Origin of the sequence: Streptomyces lusitanus, assembly GCF_042647945.1 — a bacterium.
Taxonomy (GTDB): domain Bacteria; phylum Actinomycetota; class Actinomycetes; order Streptomycetales; family Streptomycetaceae; genus Streptomyces; species Streptomyces pseudogriseolus.
Genome location: NZ_JBHRWL010000026.1, coordinates 59,293 through 82,183, shown reverse-complemented (window position 1 = coordinate 82,183; position 22,891 = coordinate 59,293). Strand labels below are relative to the sequence as shown.

General features: G+C 72.4%; 17 protein-coding genes. 7 read left to right on the top strand and 10 right to left on the bottom strand.

Annotated features, from left to right (window positions below; translation table 11 throughout):
- Positions 1 to 5: 5 nt before the first annotated feature.
- The 6 genes from ACFOSY_RS29395 to ACFOSY_RS29370 all read right to left on the bottom strand — a co-directional run bounded on the left by ACFOSY_RS29395 (position 6) and on the right by ACFOSY_RS29370 (position 8,400).
- On the bottom strand, positions 6 to 1,832 hold the full coding sequence (locus ACFOSY_RS29395) for a branched-chain amino acid ABC transporter permease (protein WP_394312636.1): 1,827 nt from the start codon (positions 1,830 to 1,832) through the stop codon (positions 6 to 8).
- 5 nt (positions 1,833 to 1,837) lie between these two features.
- Positions 1,838 to 2,770, bottom strand: a complete 933-nt coding sequence (locus ACFOSY_RS29390) for a branched-chain amino acid ABC transporter permease (protein WP_394312634.1) — start codon at positions 2,768 to 2,770, stop codon at positions 1,838 to 1,840.
- 112 nt (positions 2,771 to 2,882) lie between these two features.
- Positions 2,883 to 4,115, bottom strand: coding sequence for a branched-chain amino acid ABC transporter substrate-binding protein (locus ACFOSY_RS29385; RefSeq protein WP_394312631.1), 1,233 nt, complete (start codon positions 4,113 to 4,115; stop codon positions 2,883 to 2,885).
- Positions 4,116 to 5,004: 889 nt separating this feature from the next.
- A complete protein-coding gene (locus ACFOSY_RS29380; RefSeq protein ID WP_394312629.1) occupies positions 5,005 to 5,469 on the bottom strand; it encodes a hypothetical protein in 465 nt (154 codons plus the stop codon).
- 111 nt (positions 5,470 to 5,580) lie between these two features.
- Positions 5,581 to 6,063, bottom strand: a complete 483-nt coding sequence (locus ACFOSY_RS29375) for a PaaI family thioesterase (protein ID WP_006135522.1) — start codon at positions 6,061 to 6,063, stop codon at positions 5,581 to 5,583.
- A gap of 57 nt (positions 6,064 to 6,120) precedes the next feature.
- Complete coding sequence (locus tag ACFOSY_RS29370) at positions 6,121 to 8,400, bottom strand: FdhF/YdeP family oxidoreductase (protein WP_394312626.1); 2,280 nt, start codon at positions 8,398 to 8,400, stop codon at positions 6,121 to 6,123.
- Positions 8,401 to 8,902: 502 nt separating this feature from the next.
- Between ACFOSY_RS29370 and polA the strand changes: the two genes are divergently transcribed.
- The gene (gene polA / locus ACFOSY_RS29365; protein WP_394312619.1) at positions 8,903 to 11,629 is read left to right on the top strand and encodes a DNA polymerase I; all 2,727 of its coding nucleotides are present in this window, start codon (positions 8,903 to 8,905) and stop codon (positions 11,627 to 11,629) included.
- 210 nt (positions 11,630 to 11,839) lie between these two features.
- Complete coding sequence (locus ACFOSY_RS29360) at positions 11,840 to 12,277, top strand: hypothetical protein (protein ID WP_394312617.1); 438 nt, start codon at positions 11,840 to 11,842, stop codon at positions 12,275 to 12,277.
- Here ACFOSY_RS29360 and ACFOSY_RS29355 read toward each other — a convergent pair.
- Positions 12,195 to 13,058: a DUF4184 family protein gene (locus ACFOSY_RS29355; RefSeq protein ID WP_394312614.1), complete on the bottom strand. Its 864-nt coding sequence runs from the start codon at positions 13,056 to 13,058 to the stop codon at positions 12,195 to 12,197. The genes ACFOSY_RS29360 and ACFOSY_RS29355 overlap by 83 nt on opposite strands.
- Before the next feature lie 323 nt (positions 13,059 to 13,381).
- Between ACFOSY_RS29355 and ACFOSY_RS29350 the strand changes: the two genes are divergently transcribed.
- Entirely contained in the window at positions 13,382 to 15,160 is a 1,779-nt protein-coding gene (locus tag ACFOSY_RS29350) for a lytic transglycosylase domain-containing protein (protein ID WP_394312612.1), read from the top strand.
- Positions 15,161 to 15,168: 8 nt separating this feature from the next.
- Here the strand turns inward: ACFOSY_RS29350 and hrpB are convergent, their stop codons facing one another.
- Both hrpB and ACFOSY_RS29340 read right to left on the bottom strand, forming a co-directional pair.
- Entirely contained in the window at positions 15,169 to 17,700 is a 2,532-nt protein-coding gene (gene hrpB / locus ACFOSY_RS29345) for an ATP-dependent helicase HrpB (RefSeq protein WP_394312609.1), read from the bottom strand.
- A gap of 4 nt (positions 17,701 to 17,704) precedes the next feature.
- On the bottom strand, positions 17,705 to 18,592 hold the full coding sequence (locus tag ACFOSY_RS29340; RefSeq protein WP_394312608.1) for a class I SAM-dependent methyltransferase: 888 nt from the start codon (positions 18,590 to 18,592) through the stop codon (positions 17,705 to 17,707).
- A gap of 288 nt (positions 18,593 to 18,880) precedes the next feature.
- Here ACFOSY_RS29340 and rpsA point away from each other — a divergent pair, with 288 nt between their 5' ends.
- The 4 genes from rpsA (at position 18,881) to ACFOSY_RS29320 (ending at position 22,555) form a co-directional block, all read left to right on the top strand.
- On the top strand, positions 18,881 to 20,374 hold the full coding sequence (rpsA, locus tag ACFOSY_RS29335) for a 30S ribosomal protein S1 (RefSeq protein WP_019525323.1): 1,494 nt from the start codon (positions 18,881 to 18,883) through the stop codon (positions 20,372 to 20,374).
- Positions 20,375 to 20,528: 154 nt separating this feature from the next.
- Positions 20,529 to 21,467: a PAC2 family protein gene (locus ACFOSY_RS29330; protein WP_394312604.1), complete on the top strand. Its 939-nt coding sequence runs from the start codon at positions 20,529 to 20,531 to the stop codon at positions 21,465 to 21,467.
- A gap of 45 nt (positions 21,468 to 21,512) precedes the next feature.
- Entirely contained in the window at positions 21,513 to 22,124 is a 612-nt protein-coding gene (gene coaE, locus ACFOSY_RS29325; RefSeq protein WP_394312602.1) for a dephospho-CoA kinase, read from the top strand.
- A 50-nt stretch (positions 22,125 to 22,174) separates the two neighbouring features.
- A complete protein-coding gene (locus ACFOSY_RS29320; protein WP_006135534.1) occupies positions 22,175 to 22,555 on the top strand; it encodes a tetratricopeptide repeat protein in 381 nt (126 codons plus the stop codon).
- 62 nt (positions 22,556 to 22,617) lie between these two features.
- On the opposite strand, the gene ACFOSY_RS29315 is transcribed toward ACFOSY_RS29320, so the two are convergent.
- Positions 22,618 to 22,881: a DUF6343 family protein gene (locus tag ACFOSY_RS29315; protein ID WP_394312597.1), complete on the bottom strand. Its 264-nt coding sequence runs from the start codon at positions 22,879 to 22,881 to the stop codon at positions 22,618 to 22,620.
- Positions 22,882 to 22,891 lie beyond the last annotated feature (10 nt).

Here is a 22,891-nt window from a genome sequence, read left to right as displayed (position 1 = left end):
GGTGGTCAGGCCCCCGTCTTGCTCAGGACTGTGGGCGCGTCGGCCTCTTCGTGGAACTCCAGCTGGCGGCGCCGGTTGGGGATGAGGCCCTCGGGACGGAAGCGCATCAGCAGCACGAGCGCGAGTCCGAACGCGAGGAGCTGGTAGTCGCCCAGGAACTGGAGCTTGTTGGGGATCAGGAAGAGCAGCGCCGCACCGATGAGGGGTCCGGCGATGGTGCCCATGCCGCCGAGCACGACCGCGGCCAGCAGGAAGGCGGAGTTGGGCGGGGTGGTGCCGGCGAACAGGTACTGCTCGGGGGTCACGGTGTAGGTGACGTGCGCCTGCACCGTGCCGGCGAGACCGGCCAGGGTGGCGCCCACGGCGAAGGCGATGAGCTTCACCCGGAAGCCGTTGATGCCCATGGCGAGCGCGGCGGTCTCGTCCTCGCGGATGGCGACCCAGGCGCGGCCGATGCGGGAGTCGCCGCTGCGCCGGAAGACGAGGACGACGACGGCCGTGATGAGCAGCATCAGGAAGAAGTAGTTCGCGAACCGGCCGATGGTGAAGCCGGCGATGTCGTGCGCGACGCCCAGGTCGAAGCCGAGGATGTTCAGGTCCGGGATGGACGCGATGCCGTTCGAGCCGTTGGTGAGGTCCGGGCCGGAGGTGCCGTCGGTGTTGTTCACGGCGATACGGAAGATCTCACCGAAGCCGAGGGTCACGATGGCCAGGTAGTCGCCGCGCAGTCGCAGGGTCGGGGCGCCGATCAGCACACCGAAGACCAGCGAGGCCAGGGCGCCGACGAGGACGGCGGCCCAGAAGGGGAAGTGCACGCCGAACGGCGAGCTGGGCGAGCCGGAGACGAGCGCGGCCGCGTAGGCGCCGACACCGAGGAAGGCGACGTAGCCGAGGTCGAGCAGACCGGCGAGGCCGACGACGATGTTCAGGCCCAGGGCGACGGTGGCGAAGATCAGGATGTAGACGCCGAGGGTGGCGTACTGGTCGTCGGTCTGGGTGAAGGGGAACAGCGCCGCCGCGACGAACGCGCCGCACACGGTGATGTTCTGGTGGCGCGCGCTGATCTGGGAGGCGTGGGCGATCAGGCCGGAGCGGTTCAGCGCGCTGAAGCCGAAGCCGGCGGTGATCAGGAAGCCGACGAACTGCTCGTCGTACTCGGTGCCGATGCCGTAGGTGAAGACGACCAGGGCGATCGCCAGGACGGCGACGATGACGAGGATCTCGGCGTAGGACGGCAGCGTGCGCACGGGGCGCGGGGAGCCGGAGGCGAAGGCCGCGCGCAGCACCGCCATGGCGTGCCCGGCGTCGTGCCTGAACTGCTCCCAGCCGCCGGCCTCGGGGTCGATCGGGTCGGGCTCGGGCCGCTCGAAGGGGAGGGCCAGGGCGCCGAGGAGGGCGATCAGCGTGGCGGCGGCGACGACGTAGCCGCCGGGCTCCAGGTTGACGACGCCGCCGAGCTCGACGCTGATCGATATGACGGTGTACCAGGCGGTGGCGAAGGTGCCGAGGACGGCGTACTTCACGGCCGCGTCGGCGCCGGCCGGGGTGAGCCAGCCGAGTCCCTTGACGCCGTAGGAGGCGAGGCAGAACAGGGTGGCGAGGGCGCCGCCGACGAGGACGAGCACCTGGAGGCCGCCCGGGTAGCCGTAGACGGTGAGGTCGCCGGGGTAGGCGGCCGTCCAGGTCCAGGCGAGGAAGGTGGACACGACGGCGAGGACGCTGCCGCCGGTGGCCAGGGCCCGCCCGAGGTCGGCGGGGATGCCGATGAGCCCGGTGGGGGTGTTCGGGCCGGGTGCGGCCACGGTCTTGGCTGCGGTGGTCTGTGTGGTCATCGGTGTCACGCCCTGTCCGCGACGCGCTCGCCGAGCAGGCCCTGTGGCCGGAACAGGAGCACGAGGATGAGGAGGATGAAGGCCCAGACCTCGGCCCAGGACTGGCTGCCGAACTGGTCCAGGCCGGGGATGTCCGCGATGTAGGCGGTGGCCAGGGTCTCGACGACGCCGAGGACCACACCGCCGATCATGGCCCCGTAGATGTTGCCGATGCCACCGAGCACTGCCGCGGTGAAGGCCTTGAGGCCGAGGATGAAGCCCATCTTGAAGTCGATCTGGCCGTACTTCAGACCGCTGGCGACACCGCCGACGGCGGCGAAGACGGCGCCGAGGGCGAACGCGATCACGATGATGCGGTCGGTGTTGACGCCCATCAGCTTCGCGGTGTCCGGGTCCTGCGCGGTGGCCTGCATGCCGCGGCCGGTGCGGGTCCGCATCACGAAGTAGGCGAGGAAGGCCATGCTGACGGGGGCGGCGATGATCAGGAAGATGTCGCCGGTCTGGATCGTGGCGCCGCCGATGGAGAAGGGGCCGCCCTCGATCTGCGGGAAGGCCAGCTTGGACTTGGCCTCGGGGTAGAAGGCCCAGACGGCCTGCTGGAGCGCGAGGGAGAGTCCGATGGCGGTGATCAGCGGGGCCAGACGGGGCGCGCCGCGCAGCGGGCGGTAGGCGAAGCGTTCCGCTCCGATGGCGACCAGCACCGAGGTGATCATGGCGCCGATCAGCATGAGCGGCAGCGCGATCCACATGGAGGTGCCGTCCGGCAAGATGTACAGATGCACGGTGATGGCGCCGAAGGCGCCGACCATGAAGATCTCGCCGTGGGCGAAGTTGATGAGCTGGACAATGCCGTAGACCATTGTGTAGCCGATGGCGACCAGGCCGTACATGGATCCCAGTAGCAGGCCGTTGACCAGCTGCTGCGGCAGTTCGTTCACCGCATGTCCTCCGAGACTTTCGGAACGTTCGACGGATGGGCCGGATGCGAGTCCGCGCGGAGCGCCAGTGGAACAGCGCCCCGCGCGGCTCGGATGAGTGGTGCGGCGGAGATCAGCCGGTGAAGGTGCCCGACTTCACGGTGGCCCAGTCGCTGCCCTTGACGGTGTAGACGGTGAGCTGCTTGTTGGTCGCGTCACCGAACTCGTCGAAGGAGACCTTGCCGGTCACACCGTCGAAGGAGACGTTCTGCATGGCGTCGACGACCTTGGCGCGGGCGTCGTCGGGCAGCTTGCCGTCGTTGTCCTCGACGACCTTCTTGACGGCCTCGATGATGGCCCAGGCGGAGTCGTAGGAGTAGCCGCCGTAGGCCTCGTAGGCCTCCTTGTAGCCCTCGGCCTTGTAGTTCGCGACGAACTCCTTGGCGGACGGCAGCGACTCGACGGGCGCGCCCACGGAGGTGGCGAGGTCGCCGGCGCCGGCCGCGCCGGACAGCTTGATGAAGTCGGCGCTGTAGATGCCGTCACCGCCGACCAGCGGGATCTTCGCGCCGGCTTCCTTGATCTGCTTGCTCAGCGGACCGGCCTGCGGGTACTCACCGCCGTAGTAGACGACGTCGGCGCCGGAGTTCTTCACCTTGGTGGCGACGGCGCTGAAGTCCTTGCTCTCCGGGTTGATGTGCTCGGTGCCCACGACCTGGCCGCCGAGCTCCTTGAACTCCGCGGTGAAGGTGGCGGCCAGACCGGCGCCGTAGGTCTTCTTGTCGTCGATGACGAAGACCTTCTTCTTCTTGGCCTCGTTGAAGACGTACTGCGCGGCGAACGGGCCCTGGATGGCGTCCGTGGTCGCGGTGCGGAAGTACGACTTGTACGGCCGCTCCTTCTTGGTCTGCCAGTTCACGCCCTGGGTGAGGGCGGGGTTGGTGTTCGCCGGGGAGACCTCGACCAGCTTGGCGGTGTCGAACACCTTCTGCATCGACTCGCCGACGGAGGAGTTCAGCGGGCCGACGACGCCGAGCACGTCCTTGTTGGCGACGAGCTTGGTGGCGTTCTGCTGGCCGACGGAGGCCTGGCCCTGGTCGTCGAGCGCCTCGATCTTGAAGGTGACGCCCTCGACGTACTTCTCCTTGTTGGCGATCTTCGTGGCGAGGTCCACGGAGTTCTTGATGCCCAGGCCGAGCGCGGAGAGGTCGCCGGTCAGCGGCGCGTCGACGCCGATGACCACGGTGGTGTCACCGTTGCCCGAGTCCGAGCCGCCGCCGTTGTCGTCGCGTGAGCCGCAGGCGGTGAGGGTGAGTGCACCCGCCGCCAGGGCGGCGGTGATGGCGATGAGCGAACGTTGACGCACGATCCAGTCCTTTCCCCTGACAGCCGCTTCCCGGTGGAAACGGCCGAGTCGAGCGCTGGGCCGAGTGAGAATCAGGCTCCGCGGTGACTGGCCGTGACTCTAAGCGTGTGTGGGGAATGCGGAGGAGACTCTGGCCAAGGCTGTGACGCTCTTGTTATGACACGACGTATTGCAGAGCGGTACTGAGTGGGGGGAAGAGCAGAATTCCCGCCGTTTTGCCCTGTCCGCATGGTGAGAAACCGCAGGAACCGGCAGGGGTGGTTCAGGTGTATCAGGCGTTTTGCTGATTACCGCTTTTCGTAGCCGCAGGCTACCTCCAGGGCCGTGGACAGGTCCCTTGCGTACCGGGCGCCGAGGATGTAGCTGTGTGCCTCCTTTGCGCGCGTGTTACGCAGTGTTACGTCCAGGAAAGGGAGTCCGGCGTTCCGTGGCACTTTTCCGCATTCCGCCACCCGGACGGTCACGGTGATCTTGCGGGACGCCCCACCTTTCACCCGTAAAGGAGTGGCGGGCGTGGAGGCCAGGGACAGGCCGGCGTAGGGCTGGGTAATGGACAGGACGGTCACCGGAGCGTCGGATTCCGTAAGCGCTTGTATAGTGAATTCAATTTCCGGGGAAGTCGTCCCTGCGCCTCTGACCTGCATGTACAGATACCGGAAGGACGTCGTCTGGCTCGGGAAACGGGGTTCGGGCGGTGGCTCGGGGCGCGGGCGCGTGAGGTGGAGGAGCGTCCCGGCCGCGAGTACGGCCACGGCGACGAACGCGGTCGCCGCGGCTGCCCGGTGACGTCTCGACAGGCGTGGCGGAGGCGCGTGGGCCGGGCGCGGGGTGGTGGGCGGCGGGTCCAACGGGCGTGTGTCGCCGTCCGGTTCGACGGGGCCGATCCCGCTCATCGCCACGGCCCCTCGGTGGGCCGGCCGTCGCGGTACCGGGCGGCGCACCTTTCGCGTGCCTGACGCTCCATCAATACGTCCACACTGTGGGGAGTTGTGGTTCCGCTACGGAGGGCGGCGCGGCCCGCGTCCACGACCTCGCGCAGGATGTCGTACTGGCCGCCGGACATCCCCATCGACTGGTAGTCGCCGTACCCGCGGCCGTCGAGCACCTCGCGCGACCAGTGGACGACGATGCTCACGCACAGGTCGGCGTCGGACGTCACCTGAGGCGAGGGGGAGTCGGGGGACGCGGGAGACGCGGACGACGCGGCTGCCGCGTCAGAGGGCGTGCGGGAGTTGTGCGTCGTGCACCCGGTCAGGGTCAGGGCCGCCGCGAGTACGGCCAGGGTCGCCGCCTGTACGGCGAGGAGGGGCGCGCGGAACGCCCCGGTGCTGCGAGAGGTGCCGCCCCGTCCCATGGCACGGAACGCTAGAGCGCCCGTCGGCCGGGGGCAATGGCGGCGACGGGCGCGGTGCTGCGGGGGCGGGGGGGTGGGGGCCCCGGGAAGCTGCCTGGGCCCCCGCCGTCGTCAGCCGGCCGCCTTCTCCGCGTCGCCCGGGCGGACGTCCCGCAGCAGGCAGGTCAGCCGGGCGGTGCACACCCGCTTGTCCGCCTCGTCCGTGATCACGATCTCGTACGTCGCCGTGGACCGCCCCCGGTGCACCGGAGTGGCGACCCCGGTGACCAGGCCGGAACGGACCCCGCGGTGGTGCGTGCAGTTGAGGTCCACCCCCACCGCGATCTTGTTCACCCCGCCGTGCAGCATCGAGCCGACCGAGCCCAGCGTCTCCGCCAGCACGGCCGACGCGCCGCCGTGCAGCAGGCCGTAGGGCTGGGTGTTGCCCTCCACGGGCATCGTCCCGACGACCCGCTCCGCCGACGCCTCCGTGATCTGCACGCCCATGCGCGTGCCCAGATGGCCCGCCGAGAACAGCGCCCGGAGGTCCACGCCGAGCGCCGCGTACTCGTCGATGACCTCCTGCGGGAACTTCACCTGCTGCGGCTCTCCCATGGGCCCGGCTCCTATCGTGCGTCGGTACGTCGGTACGTCTGTGCCCTGAGCGAACGCTCAGTCGGTCGCCGATTGTTCCAGACGCACCACGACCGACTTGCTGGCCGGGGTGTTCGAGACGTCCGCGGTGGCGTCCAGCGGCACCAGCACGTTGGTCTCCGGGTAGTACGCGGCGGCGCAGCCCCGTGCCGTCGGATAGTGCACGACACGGAAACCGGGCGCCCTGCGCTCCACACCGTCCTTCCACTCGCTCACCAGGTCGACGTAGGAGCCGTCCGCAAGCTTCAGCGCCCGGGCGTCGTCGGGGTTGACGAGCACGACGCGGCGCCCGTTCCTGATCCCCCGGTAGCGGTCGTCCAGGCCGTAGATCGTGGTGTTGTACTGGTCGTGCGAGCGCAGCGTCTGGAGCAGCAGCCGGCCCTCGGGCAGGTGCGGGTACTCGACCGGCGCCGCCGTGAAGTTCGCCTTGCCGGTGGCGGTGGGGAAACGGCGCTCGTCGCGCGGGGCGTGCGGGAGCGCGAAGCCGCCCGGGTGCGCCACGCGCGCGTTGAAGTCCTCGAAGCCCGGCACCACGCGCGCGATGCGGTCGCGGACCGTCGCGTAGTCCTTCTCGAACTCCTCCCACGGCACCTCGTCCTCCGCGCCGAGGACACGGCGGGCCAGCCGGCACACGATGGCCGGCTCGGAGAGCAGATGCGGGCTCGCGGGCTCCAGGCGCCCGCGTGAGGCGTGCACCATGCCCATGGAGTCCTCCACCGTCACGAACTGCTCGCCGCTCGCCTGGAGATCGCGCTCGGTGCGGCCCAGCGTCGGCAGGATCAGGGCGCGCGCCCCCGTGACCGCGTGCGAGCGGTTCAGCTTCGTCGACACGTGCACGGTCAGCCGCGCCCGGCGCATCGCCGCCTCGGTGACCTCGGTGTCGGGGGACGCGGAGACGAAGTTGCCGCCCATCGCGAAGAACACCTTCGCCTCGCCGTCGCGCAGCGCGCGGATCGCCCGGACCACGTCGTAGCCGTGCTCCCGGGGCGGCGCGAAGCCGAACTCCCGCTCCAGCGCGTCCAGGAACGCCGGCGCGGGCCGCTCGAAGATGCCCATCGTGCGGTCGCCCTGCACGTTGGAGTGGCCGCGCACCGGGCACACGCCCGCGCCCGGACGGCCGATGTTGCCGCGCAGGAGGAGGAAGTTGACGATCTCGCGGATCATCGGCACCGAGTGCTTGTGCTGGGTGAGGCCCATCGCCCAGCAGACGACGATGCGCTCCGAGTCCAGGACCATGCGCAGGAAGCGTTCGACGTCCTCGCGGGCCAGGCCGGTCGCGGCGAGCGTCTCGTCCCAGTCGGCGGCGCGGGCGGCCTCGGCGAACTCCGTGAAACCGTGGGTGTGTTCGCGGACGAAGTCGGTGTCGACCGCGTTCGGGGTGTCCAGGATCAGCTTGTTCAGCAGACGGAACAGGGCCTGGTCGCCGCCGATGCGGATCTGGAGGAACAGGTCGGTCAGCGCGGTGCCGGCGGTCAGTCCCTTGGGCGTCTGCGGATTCTTGAAGCGCTCCAGGCCCGCCTCGGGGAGCGGGTTGACGCTCACCACGCGCGCGCCGTTCGCCTTGGCCTTCTCCAGGGCGGACAGCATGCGCGGGTGGTTGGTGCCCGGGTTCTGCCCGGCGACCACGATGAGGTCCGCCCGGTACAGGTCCTCCAGCAGCACGCTGCCCTTGCCGACGCCGATCGTCTCCGACAGGGCCGAGCCGGACGACTCGTGGCACATGTTGGAGCAGTCGGGGAGGTTGTTGGTGCCGAGCTTGCGCGCGAAGAGCTGGTAGAGGAACGCGGCCTCGTTGCTGGTGCGGCCCGAGGTGTAGAAGACGGCCTCGTCGGGGGACGACAGCGCGGTCAGCTCCTCGGCGACGATGTCGAAGGCGCGCTCCCAGCTCACCGGCTCGTAGTGGTCGGCGCCCTCCGGGAGGTACATGGGGTGGGTCAGCCTGCCCTGCTGACCCAGCCAGTAGCCGCTGCGGCGGGCGAGGTCGGAGACCGGGTGTGCGGCGAAGAACTCCGGGGTGACCCGGCGCAGCGTGGCCTCCTCGGCGACCGCCTTCGCGCCGTTCTCGCAGAACTCCGCCTTGTGCCGGTGCTCGGGCTCCGGCCAGGCGCAGCCGGGGCAGTCGAAGCCGTCCTTCTGGTTGACGCTGAGCAGCGTCAGCGCTGTGCGCTTCACACCCATCTGCTGGTGGGCCATGCGCAGGGTGTGACCGATCGCGGGGAGCCCGGCGGCTGTCCGCTTCGGCTCGGCCACGGTCGGCGCGTCCTGGACCGGGTCACCCTGGGGAGGCTTCGTTGCCATCGCGCACTCCTGTTCGCGCACACGTGTGAGGTGGATCTCCGATCCTCGCACGCGGGGGTGGAGCTGGGACCGTCCGGTGGGGGCTGAGGTGCGGGTGCCTGCGGCGCAGGGTTGCGGTGCGGTGGGGGTGCGCGTAGCGCCCAGGGTGGGGTGGTGGTGCGGGGCCGCGGCGGGGGTGGACGTCCTCGGTCTGGCGCGAGAGTGCGTACTTGTATGTGACGGGCGCGGACGCGCCAGCCGCTGCGGGCGCCCACCCCCACCCCGCCCCCTCCCCGCCGCGGGCGGCTGCAACGCCGCTAGCCGCGGGCATTCGTGCCGCTGGGGCGATGGGGGTACCTCCCGCTCGAGCGAAGCCGAGAGTGGGGGAGGGTGGGCGCGGCGGCACCTCGTTGGCGCCGAGGTGCGCAAACACCCCCCGGCCCGCACCAGGCACCGGTGCCTGTCCCCCCCGGGGTGGTGGGGCCGGGCCCCGGTGTCAGCGGGGCGTGGCAGGATCGGACACGTGGCAGAGACAGCAGCGAAGAAGACCGACCAGACCCCCGGCGGAAGCCGCCCGCGCCTGATGCTCATGGACGGGCACTCCCTGGCCTACCGCGCGTTCTTCGCGCTGCCCGCGGAGAACTTCACCACCGCGACGGGCCAGCCGACGAACGCGATCTACGGCTTCGCGTCGATGCTCGCCAACACCCTGCGTGACGAGGCGCCCACGCACTTCGCGGTCGCCTTCGACGTGTCCCGCAAGACATGGCGCTCGGAGGAGTTCACCGAGTACAAGGCGAACCGCTCCAAGACCCCCGACGAGTTCAAGGGCCAGGTCGAGCTGATCGGCGAGCTGCTCGACGCGATGAGCGTGCCCCGCTTCGCCGTCGAGGGCTACGAGGCCGACGACGTCATCGCCACGCTCGCCACCCAGGCCGAGGCCGAGGGCTTCGAGGTGCTGATCGTCACCGGCGACCGCGACTCCTTCCAGCTCGTCTCCGACCACACCACGGTGCTGTACCCGACCAAGGGCGTCTCCGAGCTGACCCGCTTCACCCCGGAGAAGGTTTTCGAGAAGTACGGGCTGACGCCCGCGCAGTACCCCGACTTCGCCGCCCTGCGGGGCGACCCGTCGGACAACCTGCCCGGCATCCCCGGCGTCGGCGAGAAGACCGCCGCGAAGTGGATCAACCAGTTCGGCTCCTTCGCCGAGCTGGTCGAGCGGGTCGACGAGGTCAAGGGCAAGGCCGGGCAGAACCTCCGCGACCACCTGGAGTCCGTCAAGCTCAACCGCCGGCTCACCGAGCTTGAGCGCCAGGTCGACCTGCCCAGGGGCGTGCGTGATTTGGACCGCACCGCCTACGACCGCAAGGCCGTGGCGATGATCCTCGACACCCTGGAGATCAGGAACCCGTCGCTGCGCGAGCGGCTGTTCGCCGTCGACCCGGGCGCCGAGGAGGCCGAGACCACCCCGGTCGTCGCCGACGGCGTGGAGATCGACGGCACCGTGCTGGGCACCGGCGAGCTGGCCGGCTGGCTCGCCGAGCACGCCGCGGGACCGCTCGGCGTCGCCGTCGTCGACACCTGGGCGCTCGGCACCGGTTCCGTCGCCGAGATCGCGCTGGCCACGGCGGAGGGACCGGCCGCCTGGTTCGACCCGGCCGAGCTGGACGAGGCCGACGAGCAGGCGCTGCGTGCCTGGCTCGGCGACGCCGCCCGGCCCAAGGTGTTCCACAACGCCAAGCGCGCCATGCGGGTCTTCCCCGAGCACGGCTGGACGGTCGAGGGCGTCACCATGGACACCGCGCTCGCGGCCTACCTGGTCAAGCCCGGCCGCCGCTCCTTCGACCTGGACGCGCTGTCCCTGGAGTACCTGCACCGGGAGCTGGCCCCCGCCGCCGCGCCCGACGGGCAGCTCGCCTTCGGCGCGGACGACGGCGCCCAGGCGCACGCGCTGATGGTGCAGGCGCGAGCTGTTCTGGATCTGGGGGAGGCATTCGAGGGCCGCCTCGCGGACGTCGGCGCCTCCGACCTGCTGCGCGACATGGAGCTGCCCACCTCCGCCCTGCTCGCCCGCATGGAGCGGCACGGCATCGCGGCCGACCGGGCGCACCTGGAGGCCATGGAGCAGATGTTCGCCGGCGCCGTGCAGCAGGCGGTGAAGGAGGCGCACGCGGCGGCGGGGCACGAGTTCAACCTGGGCTCGCCCAAGCAGCTCCAGGAGGTCCTCTTCGGCGAGCTGGCCCTCCCCAAGACGAAGAAGACCAAGACCGGTTACACCACGGACGCCGACGCCCTCGCCTGGCTCGCCGGCCAGACGGACAACGAACTGCCGGTGATCATGCTGCGTCACCGTGAGCAGGCGAAGCTCCGCGTCACCGTCGAGGGCCTGATCAAGACGATCGCCGCGGACGGCCGCATCCACACCACGTTCAACCAGACCGTCGCCGCGACCGGCCGGCTGTCCTCCACGGACCCCAACCTCCAGAACATCCCGGTCCGCACCGACGAGGGCCGCGCCATCCGCCGCGGCTTCGTGGTCGGCGAGGGCTTCGAGTCGCTGCTCACCGCCGACTACAGCCAGATCGAGCTGCGCGTGATGGCGCACCTCTCCGAGGACGCCGGCCTGACCGAGGCGTTCACCTCCGGCGAGGACCTGCACACCACGGCCGCCGCCCAGGTGTTCTCCGTCGACCGGACCGCGGTGGACGCGGAGATGCGCCGCAAGATCAAGGCGATGTCGTACGGCCTGGCCTACGGGCTGTCCGCCTTCGGCCTCTCCCAGCAGCTGAACATCGAGGCGGCGGAGGCGCGTGCCCTGATGGACGCCTACTTCGAGCGGTTCGGCGGCGTCCGCGACTATCTGCGCCGCGTCGTGGACGAGGCGCGGGCGACGGGGTACACGGCGACCCTCTTCGGCCGCCGCCGCTACCTGCCCGACCTCAACAGCGACAACCGCCAGCGCCGCGAGGCGGCGGAGCGGATGGCGCTGAACGCGCCGATCCAGGGCACCGCGGCGGACATCGTCAAGATCGCCATGCTGCACGTCGACCGCGCCCTGCGCGAGGCGGACCTGCGCTCCCGCATGCTGCTCCAGGTCCACGACGAAATCGTGCTGGAGCTGGCCCCCGGCGAGCGCGAGCAGGTCGAGGAGCTCGTCCGGCGCGAGATGGCCTCCGCGGTCGACCTGCGGGTTCCCCTCGGTGTCTCGGTCGGCGTCGGCCCGGACTGGGAGTCGGCGGCCCACTGAGGACGGACCCGGGTGCGGCTCCTGGAGCCACGCCCGGCTTCCGCGTTCCCGTGGCGGGGGCCCGCCGTTCGGTGACCCTCGCGTGAGAGCGTACGCCCAGGTCAACGGCCGTGCAGGAGGGTGTCCCGGTGGGCGTCGGGCCTGCGTGATGTCACTCGCGTGGCCCCCGCAGGGGAGCCCGCGTCCGGGTGGGCGGCGAGCATGCCAGGCATGGGTATACGCATGCTTCACCGCAGAGCGGCACCCCCGCGGGCCGACGCCGACGGACCCACCACCCAGGCGTTTCCGCCGGTCCCGGTCTTCGCGGCCGCCGCAAGTACCGCCCGCATCCCCGGCGGCCTCACGGCCGCCCTCCGCGACACCGCCGCCCGGCTCGGCCGCCGCGTCACCGACGGCCGGTGGAGAGCCGGCCGCATCCCCGCCGCCCCGGACACCGGGACCGGCCGGCCCCCGTGGCTGCTGTGGGCCGAGCTGGCCCGTGCCTACCTCACCCTCGTCCTCACCCTGCTGCCCCGGCCCCGCCCGGTCCGCACGGTCACCGTGTTCGTCGCGGCGAGCGAGACCCTCAGCGTGCGGCCGTACGGTCCGGCTCCCGCGTATCCGCGCGTCCAGGGGCCCGAGCGGCCGGGGCCCGACGCCGCACCCTGACCGCGACGGCGTACACCGGCAGCGCGGCCACCAGCCCCGCGCCCGCGCCGAAACAAACGGTCGGGATCAGCTCGTAGGGCTTGGCCATGTGACCCCAGTAGGCCCACCACCGCACGGCCCGCAGCACCGCCGCCACGACGGCGCACCCGCCGAGCAGCAGGGCGGCCCCCCACCGGTCGCCCGCCGACAGCACCGGCACCCCCGGGGGCACCGCGCCCCCGGGGACCGCACGCCGCAGCGCCCGCGCCGCGAACACCACGAGGACGACCGCGGCCAGCAGCGACGTCCCGTACTGCGCGTACCAGAACACCGGCGAACCGCCGATCTCCTCGCCCAGCACCGGGATCAGCCGCGTCCCCCACCGGTCGTGATGGGTGAACGCGTCCCACACCACGTGCGTCAGGGCCCCCAGCACGGCGGACACGTACCAGCGCGCCACCAGGGACGCCCGGACCCGCGCCCGGGGCGCGCCGCAGCGCGTCAGCGCCGCCACCCGCCCCTGGCGGGGCCGCGGCAACAGGGCCACCAGCGGTTCCCGCACCACCAGCCACAGTCCCACCAGCGCACAGGCGATCAGCACGTCCACGGTGAACACGCCCCACCACGCGTGCGTCACGTCGCCGAACTCCATCGCCCCGGACACGACACTGGCCGCGTAATAGGTCATGTCGGGCGCGAAGCTGCCCGCGACCAGCACCGCCGGGACCAGCGGACCGCGCCCCGTGCCGTCGGTGCGGACGGCAGGCAGCACCGCCGCCGCGTGACTGAGGGTGAAGGGCAACGGGACTCCTCGCGGCAGGGGTTGACCGGGAACGCCCGGAGGGTCGCCCGGCGGGGCCCCGGTGCCGGGCGGATCCCAGTATCCGGCAGGCGGGGCGGTGGTAGTCCGTGACCCTGTGAACCGACCGGACGAGAAGATGGCCAACCGGTGAATACCGGGCATCAACGGGTGTCCGCGCAAGGGAAGTTGTCGTAGGGTCGCGAGGGTCGCCGAGCCGGTCCCGCATCCCGGGGAAACCGGCGGGGCGGGCAGAGCGTCACAACAGGGCGGACACAGCACACGGTGACGGGCGCCGACGGCGCCCACGGGGAGGGGTTCACTCCATGGCGGCGCACATCGGCAGGCGGCTGTGCAAGGGAGCTGCGACCACCGCCGTGGCCGCGGCGGCGGTGGCGGCCCTGTCCGCGTCCCAGGCCCCCGGCGTCACGGCCGACGACCAGGGCAGACAGAGCACCGGCGACGCCACCTCCGCGCCGGACACGGCCGCCGACGACAGCGCGACCGGCAACTCGCCGTACTACACGGACCTGCCGCCCCTCAACAGCCCCAACCCGTCGCCCTCCGCGGGCTCCGGCAGCGGCGCCGACGGGCACGCCGGCGAGGCCGGCATACCCGCGACCGTCCTCGACGCCTACAAGCAGGCCGAGGCGACGCTGCGCGAGAAGAAGCCCGGCTGCAACCTGCCCTGGCAACTCCTCGCCGCCATCGGCAAGGTGGAGTCCGGTCAGGCGCGCGGCGGCCGGGTCACCGCCGACGGCACCACCGTCACGCCGATCCTCGGCCCCGACCTCGACGGCAACGGCTTCGCCCTCATCCGCGACACCGACAACGGCGCCTACGACGGCAACCGGATGTACGACCAGGCCGTCGGCCCCATGCAGTTCATCCCCTCCACCTGGGAGTGGGCCGGCCGCGACGGCAACGGCGACGGCCGCGAGGACCCGAACAACATCTACGACGCCGCCCTCGCCGCCGGCCACTACCTGTGCCGCTTCGGCTGGGACCTGTCCGACCAGGGCGACCTGCGCAAGGCGATCCTCAGCTACAACAACTCGACGGACTACCTGAACACCGTCCTGTCGTGGCTGGAGTTCTACCGCAGGGGCACCCACGAGATCCCCGACGGCACCGGCGCCCTGCCCGAGGACCGCAGCGACGACACGGTGCGCCCCGGCGTGTCCCCGTCCGCACCGGGCGCCACCCCGCCGGCGCGGCCCGGCAAGCCCTCCGGCTCCCGGCCGCCGGCGGGCCCCGCCGCGCCCGGCGACAACGGCTCCGGCACGCCGACCACCCCGCCCGCGCCGAGCACCCCGCCGACGCCCACCGACACCGTGCACCACCTGGAGAACGCCGGCACCGGCACCCTCACCGCCATGGCGGGCCACACCTTCGCCGAGCGCGTCTCCGCCCGCGCGGAGACCGAGGCCGGCAAGGCGGTCGCCAAGGTGCGGATCCGCTTCACGATCGCCGGCGACACGGACACCGTCTTCTCCGGCGGCGAGAGCGTGGCGACCGTCACCACCGACGCGTCCGGCGTCGCGGTGGCGCCCGCGCTGGTGGCGGGGGAGCGGACCGGCGCGTTCACCGTCCAGGCCGCCGTCGTCGGCCGCTCGGTCAAGAGCGCCCCCTACAGGGCCACGGTCACCGAACGCGCCGCCGACGCCCTCGCCCGCGTCGGCGACAAGGAGCTGACCTGCGTCGCGGGCGGCGAGTTCGCCGAGCAGGTCGCGGTCAAGGCCACCTACCGCGGCACGGCCGCCGGGAAGGTCGCCGCCACCGCCACCCTCGTGACGTCCGCCGACGACCCCGCCGTGAACGACAAGGGCCCCTACTTCAAGGACGCCGACGGCAAGGCGGTCCGCACCCTGACCGGCCTCACGACCGACGCGGACGGGCTGCTGACCCTGCCGAAGCTGTACGCGGACGACACCGCCGGCACGTTCCTGCTCCGGATCACCACGGCCGGCGGCGCGACGCTCGACGTCACGCTCACCGTGGAACCGGCCGCCACGCCGACCCCGGACCCGACGCCCGACCCGTCCACGGACCCGGAGCCGTCGGCGGATCCGTCCACCGAGCCGTCGCAGTCCCCCGCCGGCTGAGCCGCGCCCTAACCGCGCAGCCGCGCGTTGGTGTGCCGGGTCGGCCGCGCCGCGGCCGGGTCCTCCGGCCACGGGTGCTTCGGGTAGCGGCCCCGCAGCTCCGCCCGCACCTGCCGGTAGCCCTCGCGCCAGAACGAGGCGAGGTCGGCGGTGACGGCGGCGGGACGGCCCGCCGGGGACAGCAGGTGCACCAGCACCGGCACCCCGGCCACCGTGGGCGACTCCTGCGCGCCGAACATCTCCTGGAGCTTCACCGCCAGCACCGGCTGCTCCGGGTCGGACCAGTCGACGCGGACGGCGGACCCGCTCGGCACGGTGATCCGTTCCGGCGCCAGCTCGTCGAGACGCGCCGCCTCGCCGGACGCCCACGGCAGCAGCCGCGCGAGCGCCTGCCCGGCGTCGATCCGAGCCAGGTCCGCCCGGCGCCGCGCCCGGCTCAGCTCCGGCTCCAGCCACTCGTCCACGCGCGCGTGGAGCGCCGCGTCGGACACGTCCGGCCAGGGCTCGCCCAGCCGGGCGTGCAGGAAGGCCAGCCGCTGCCGCAGGACCCCGGCCCCGGCCGGCCACCGCAGCAGCCCGAACCCCTCCCGGCGCAGCCCGTCCAGCAGCGCGGCGCGCACCAGCGCGGGGTCGGCGTCGGACAGCGGCCGTACGGCCAGCTCGACCGCCCCGAGCCGTTCGACCCGGCGCGCCACGACGTCCCCGTCGGCCCAGTGCACCTCCTCGCGCCGCTCGAGGAGCGTCCCCGCCGCCCGGCGCGCCACGTCCTCGTCGACGGCGGCCCCCAGCAGCACGCGCGCACGACCACGCCCCACGGGCCGGTCGGCCACGGCGACGGCGACCCACTCGGCCCCCCGCAGCGCGGACCCCGTTCCCACCTCGGCGCGCGTGCCGCCCACCATCAGGTACGACCCGCCGTCGGCCTGGGCCACCCGCTCCGGGAACGCCAGCGCCGCGACGAGCCCGACGGCCCGCTCCTCGGCTCCCGCGGCGTCCGGAGACGGCGCCTTGTCGTCACCGCCCGTGTCCCCCTCCGCCTCGGACGCCGCTCCCCGCAGCCTCCGTACCTCCGTGCGCCAGCGGGCCGCGTACCCGTCGCCGCCCCGCCGTGCCGTACGCAGCGCGGCGGACAGGTCGTCGCCGTAGTCGCGCGGGGGCTCCTCGGAGAGCAGGGCGACGATCTCGGACGCGAGCGCGGCGCCCACGCGGGGGGACGCGTCCAGCAGGGCGCGGCCCAGGCGCGGGTGCAGGCCGAGCCGGGTCAGGCGGGCGCCGCGTTCGGTGGGGCGCCCGTCCGGCCGTACCGCGCCGATCGCCGTGAGGACGTCCCGGGCCGCCGCCATCGCGCCGCCCGGCGGCGGGTCCAGCAGCGCCAGACCGGAGGCGTCAGGGTCGCCCCAGCAGGCCGCCTGGAGCGCGAACGCCGTCAGGTCGGCCACCTTGATCTCGGGGGAGGGGTACGCCGGAAGCCGCGCGTCCTCCGCCTCGGCCCAGCAGCGGTACACCGCGCCCGGCGCCTCGCGTCCGGCACGGCCCGCCCGCTGCCGTCCGGCCGCGCGTGACGCCCGTACCGTCGCCAGGGCGCTCAGCCCGCGCGCGTGGTCCACGCGCGGCTCGCGGGCGAGACCCGAGTCCACCACCACCCGCACCCCGGGCACCGTCAGCGAGGACTCCGCGACCGACGTCGCCAGCACCACCCTGCGCCGCTCCCCGGGCGACAGCACCGCGTCCTGCACGGCGGCCGGCGCCCGGCCATGCACCTGGAGCACGTCCACACCGGACAGGCCGCCCAGCATCCCGGCCACCCGGGAGATCTCCCCGACCCCCGGCAGGAACACCAGCACGTCGCCGTCCCGCTCCGCCAGCGCCCGGCGCACCACCGCCGCCACGTGCGTGAGCAGCGCCGGGTCGACCCACATGCCGTGCGGCGGCCGCACCGCGCGCGGAGGCGGCGCCCACACCACGTCGACCGGGTGCGCCGCGCCCCGCGCCTCGACGACGGGCGCGCCGCCCAGCAGCCGCGCCCAGCCCTCCGCGTCCGTCGTCGCCGACGCGGCCACCAGCCGCAGGTCCGGCCGCAGCGTCTCGCGCACGTCCCACAGGAACGCCGCCGCCGTGTCCGCGTCCAGATGCCGCTCGTGGCACTCGTCCAGCACCACCGCGTCCACCCCGGCCAGCTCCTGGTCGCGCTGGAGCCGCTGGAGCAGCACACCGGTCGTGACGACCTCCACGCGCGTGTCCCGCCCCACGGCCCGCTCCCCGCGCACGGTGAAGCCGACCGAGCCGCCCACCCGCTCACCCAGCAGCCACGCCATCCGGCGCGCCGCCGCGCGGGCCGCGATCCGCCGGGGCTCGGCCACCAGCACCCGCCGCGCGGGGCCCGCGCCCCACAGCCCCGCCAGCGCCAGCGGCATCAATGTCGTCTTGCCGGTGCCCGGCGGCGCCACCAGCACCGACGCGCCGTGCGCGGCCAGCGCCCCGGCGAGCGAGGGCAGGGCCTCGCGCACCGGGAGGGACTCCGCCGCCTCGTGACGGATCACGCGCTCAGTCCCGCACGCACACGAAGATCGCCGTGCCGGGGATCAGACCGCCCCGGAGCGGGGACCAGCCGCCCCACTCGGCCGTGTTCCACTCCGGCCACTCCGGTTCCACCAGGTCCACCAGCCGGAAACCGGAGGCGACCACGTCACGCACCCGGTCCCCGAGCGTCCTGTGGTGCTCGACGTACACGGCGTGACCCGTGTCGTCCTGCTCCACGTACGGCGTGCGGTCGAAGTACGACCCGGACACGCTCAGCCCCTCCGGGCCCGGCTCGTCCGGGAACGCCCAGCGGATCGGGTGCGTCACCGAGAACACCAGCCGGCCGCCCGGGCGGAGCACCCGGCGCACCTCGCGCAGCACCAGCCGCGGATCGGCGACGAAGGGCAGCGCCCCGTACGCCGAGCAGGCCAGGTCGAAGGAGGCGTCGGCGAAGGGCAGCGCGCCCGCGTCCGCGCACACCAGGGGGAACGCCCCGCCGATGCGCAGCGCGTGCTGGAGCTGGCGGTGCGAGATGTCCAGCGCCACCGGCCGGGCGCCCTGGGCGGCCAGCCACCGCGAGCACTGCGCCGCGCCGGCGCCCAGCTCGAGGACGTCGCGCCCCTTCAGCTCCTCCGGCGGGCCGAGCAGCTCCGCCTCCACCTCGTCCAGGCCCTCAGGACCCCACACGAAGCGGTCGTCGCCGAGAAAGGTGCCGTGCTCGTTCTGGTACTCGTCGGCGTTGCGGTCCCACCAGCCCCGGTTGGCCCGGGAGCTCTCCGTGACGCCGGCCTCCCGCCGGGTCGCCTCCGGTTCGGGGACTTCGGGCTCTTGGATGATCGGCTCCCTCGTCGTACTCTTCCGTCCAGCCGGGTCCCCCGGTGTGTCGCCGAGGGGTCTTCTTCGCCCCTGCATGGCCTCGGGAGACGGCAGTTGTGCCGGTTATGCGGCGATCCGCCCCGGGTGGGCGGCTTCGCGCATTGACCATGCCCGGCCGCCCCCGTATGCTACAAGTTGCGCTGCGGGCCTGCGCACCTCAGACGTAGCAGGCTGCGCTCGCATCTGTATGTATGTCCCCTCGGTTGTCGAGGCGCCACCGTATTGCTCCGGCGCTTCCTTGGCTGTCCGGCTTCTGCAGAGCGAAACGGGCTCCGGCGTAGCAGTACCTACGACTTCAATGTCCGTACCGGAGCCCTTTCCCACATGACGAGCAGCACCGAGACCACCGCCACCACCCCGCAGGTTGCGGTCAACGACATCGGTAACGAGGAAGCCTTCCTCGCCGCGATCGACGAGACGATCAAGTACTTCAACGACGGCGACATCGTCGACGGCGTCATCGTGAAGGTCGACCGGGACGAGGTCCTGCTCGACATCGGTTACAAGACCGAAGGTGTCATCCCGAGCCGCGAGCTCTCGATCAAGCACGACGTCGACCCCAACGAGGTCGTCGCCGTCGGTGACGAGATCGAGGCCCTGGTCCTCCAGAAGGAGGACAAGGAAGGCCGCCTGATCCTCTCGAAGAAGCGCGCCCAGTACGAGCGTGCCTGGGGCACCATCGAGAAGATCAAGGAAGAGGACGGCATCGTCACAGGTACCGTCATCGAGGTCGTCAAGGGTGGTCTCATCCTCGACATCGGCCTCCGCGGCTTCCTCCCGGCCTCCCTGGTCGAGATGCGCCGCGTCCGCGACCTCCAGCCCTACGTGGGCAAGGAGCTCGAGGCGAAGATCATCGAGCTGGACAAGAACCGCAACAACGTGGTCCTGTCCCGCCGTGCCTGGCTGGAGCAGACCCAGTCCGAGGTCCGCCAGACGTTCCTCACCACCCTCCAGAAGGGTCAGGTGCGTTCCGGCGTCGTCTCCTCGATCGTCAACTTCGGCGCCTTCGTGGACCTGGGCGGCGTGGACGGCCTCGTCCACGTCTCCGAGCTCTCCTGGAAGCACATCGACCACCCCTCCGAGGTCGTCGAGGTCGGCCAGGAGGTCACGGTCGAGGTCCTCGACGTCGACATGGACCGCGAGCGCGTCTCCCTGTCGCTGAAGGCGACCCAGGAAGACCCGTGGCAGCAGTTCGCCCGCACCCACCAGATCGGCCAGGTCGTGCCCGGCAAGGTCACGAAGCTGGTTCCGTTCGGTGCGTTCGTCCGCGTGGACGAGGGCATCGAGGGTCTGGTCCACATCTCCGAGCTGGCCGAGCGCCACGTGGAGATCCCGGAGCAGGTCGTCCAGGTCAACGACGAGATCTTCGTCAAGGTCATCGACATCGACCTCGAGCGCCGTCGCATCAGCCTCTCGCTGAAGCAGGCCAACGAGGCCTTCGGCGCCGACCCGTCGGCGGTCGAGTTCGACCCGACCCTGTACGGCATGGCCGCGTCCTACGACGACCAGGGCAACTACATCTACCCCGAGGGCTTCGACCCCGAGACCAACGACTGGCTCGAGGGCTACGAGAAGCAGCGCGAGGAGTGGGAGCGCCAGTACGCCGAGGCGCAGGCCCGCTTCGAGCAGCACCAGGCGCAGGTCATCAAGTCCCGCGAGGCGGACGCCCAGGCCGCTGCCGAGGGTGGCGAGGCCGCCGCTCCGGCCGCGTCCGGCGGCGGTTCGTACTCCTCCGAGGGCGGCGACCAGTCCGGCGCCCTGGCTTCGGACGAGGCGCTCGCCGCGCTTCGCGAGAAGCTGGCGGGCGGCCAGAGCTGAGCGCTCACCGCTGAGGGCTAGTGGTTGATCCTGAGGGGTCGCACCTTTCGAGGTGCGGCCCCTCGGGCGTTCCCCGCACCCGGGAAGGGGCGCCGGGAATGCCTGTGCTCCGTGCCACGTTGTGGTGGATGAAACACGAGGAGGAGCGGTCACTGTGCTTGATCCGCAGGGTTTGTACGCCTGGGAGCCGAAGGGTCTGAGCGTCGTCGACATGGCGCTGGCCCAGGAGTCGGCCGGACTTGTCATGCTCTACCACTTCGACGGATACATCGACGCGGGGGAGACCGGGGACCAGATCGTCGACCGGCTGCTCGACTCGCTGCCCCACCAGGTCGTCGCCCGGTTCGACCACGACCGGCTCGTCGACTACCGGGCGCGCCGGCCCCTGCTCACCTTCACCCGCGACCGGTGGACGGACTACGAGGTGCCGGCCATCACCGTGCGGCTCGTGCAGGACGCCACCGGAGCCCCCTTCCTGCTGCTCTCCGGGCCCGAGCCGGACGTGGAGTGGGAGCGCTTCGCCGCCGCCGTGCGGCAGATCGTGGAGCGCCTCCAGGTGCGCCTCGCGGTCAACTTCCACGGCATCCCCATGGGCGTCCCGCACACCCGCCCGGTCGGCCTCACCCCGCACGGCAACCGCACCGACCTCGTCCCGTCGAGCAGCAGCCCCTTCGACGAGGCGCAGGTGCCCGGCAGCGCCGAGGCCCTGGTCGAGTACCGGCTGATGCAGGCCGGCCACGACGTCCTGGGCGTCGCGGCGCACGTGCCGCACTACATCGCCCGCTCGCCGTACCCGGACGCGGCGCTGACCGCGCTGGAGGCCGTCACGGCCGCCACCGGACTGGTCCTGCCGGGCGTCGCGCACTCCCTGCGCACCGACGCCCAGCGCACCCAGACCGAGATCGACCGCCAGATCCGCGAGGGCGACGACGAACTCACCGCCCTCGTCCAGGGCCTGGAGCACCAGTACGACGCCGCGGCGGGCGCCGCGACCCGGGGCAACATGCTCGCCGAGCCCGTGGACATCCCGTCGGCGGACGAGATCGGCCGCGAGTTCGAAAGGTTCCTGGCCGAGCGCGAGGGCGACAACTGACGCCCGCCGGACCGCCGGTCACAGCGGAGCCCTAGGCTGCTGTCCATGCTGACAGTGGGCCTGACCGGCGGTATCGGAGCCGGCAAGAGCGAGGTGTCGCGGCTGCTCGTGGAGTGCGGGGCCGTGCTGATCGACGCCGACCGCATCGCACGCGAGGTCGTCGAACCCGGCACGCCCGGGCTCGCCGCCGTCGTGCGGGCGTTCGGCGAGGAGATCCTCGCCGAGGACGGCAGCCTGGACCGGCCCCGACTCGGCGCCCTCGTCTTCGGCGACCCGGAGAAGCTGGCCACGCTCAACTCGATCGTGCACCCCCTGGTCGGCGCCCGGTCGCGCGAGCTGGAGGAGGCCGCGCCCGAGGAAGCCGTCGTCGTCCACGACGTCCCGCTCCTCACCGAGAACGGCCTCGCCCCCCTCTACGACGTCGTGATCGTCGTCGACGCGAGCACCGGGACCCAGCTCGACCGGCTGGTGCGGCTGCGCGGCATGAGCGAGGCGGACGCACGCGCCCGCATGGCCGCCCAGGCCACCCGCGAACAGCGCCGCGCGATCGCCGACATCGTCATCGACAACGACGTGCCCCTCGACGCGCTCGAACGGCGCGTCAAGGAGGTGTGGGCCGACCTGGTGCGCCGCGCACGGGAACCCCGGCCGGAATAGGGGGCGCCGGGCGAGGCGTTGATCCATTCGAGCGAGGGAAGGATTCCGCCGTGCCCCAGACCAGTGGTCCGTCCGGACGTACGCCGGAGACGCATGTCATCGACTTCCGCGCCGCCGAGCACCTGCTCGCCTCCCGCGACCCGCGAGGCGCGGTGAAGCTGCTGGACGGCGTGATCGACGTCCATCCCGAGAACACGGCCGCGCGGCTGCTCCGGGCGCGCGCCTTCTTCGCGGCCGCCCAGCTGCGCCCGGCCGAGCTGGAGTTCTCCCTCGTCCTGGAGCGGGAACCGGACAACGCCTTCGCCCACTACGCGCTCGCCCGCACCTACCAGCGGCAGGGCAGGCCCCATCCCGCCAAGCGGCACTTCCGCCTGGCGGCCGCACTGGACCCGAACCCGGAGTACCTGAAGGCCGCACGCTTCGACGGGTGAGACGGGTGAGACGGTCGGGCGGGTGAGCGGGCGAGAGCCGCCGGGCCGCGCACGGCCGCGGCCTAGCGCCGGTCCGCCGGCGGCTCGTACGGAGGGACGTCGCGGCCCGGCTGGTAGTGCGGGCCCTGGCGGATGTGCCGCACCACGAACACCAGGTCCGTCACGACGAGCAGGAACAGCACCCCGCAGGCCAGCGCCCAGCCGGGATGCCCGGCGAGCGCGAAGCCCACGGTCCCGGCCACCGTCCAGATCACGCCCCACACGCTCAGCCAGAACCGCATGCGCAGGGGACTTCGCGCGGTCCTCGGTTCACTGCCCGTACGCATCGCGATCCTC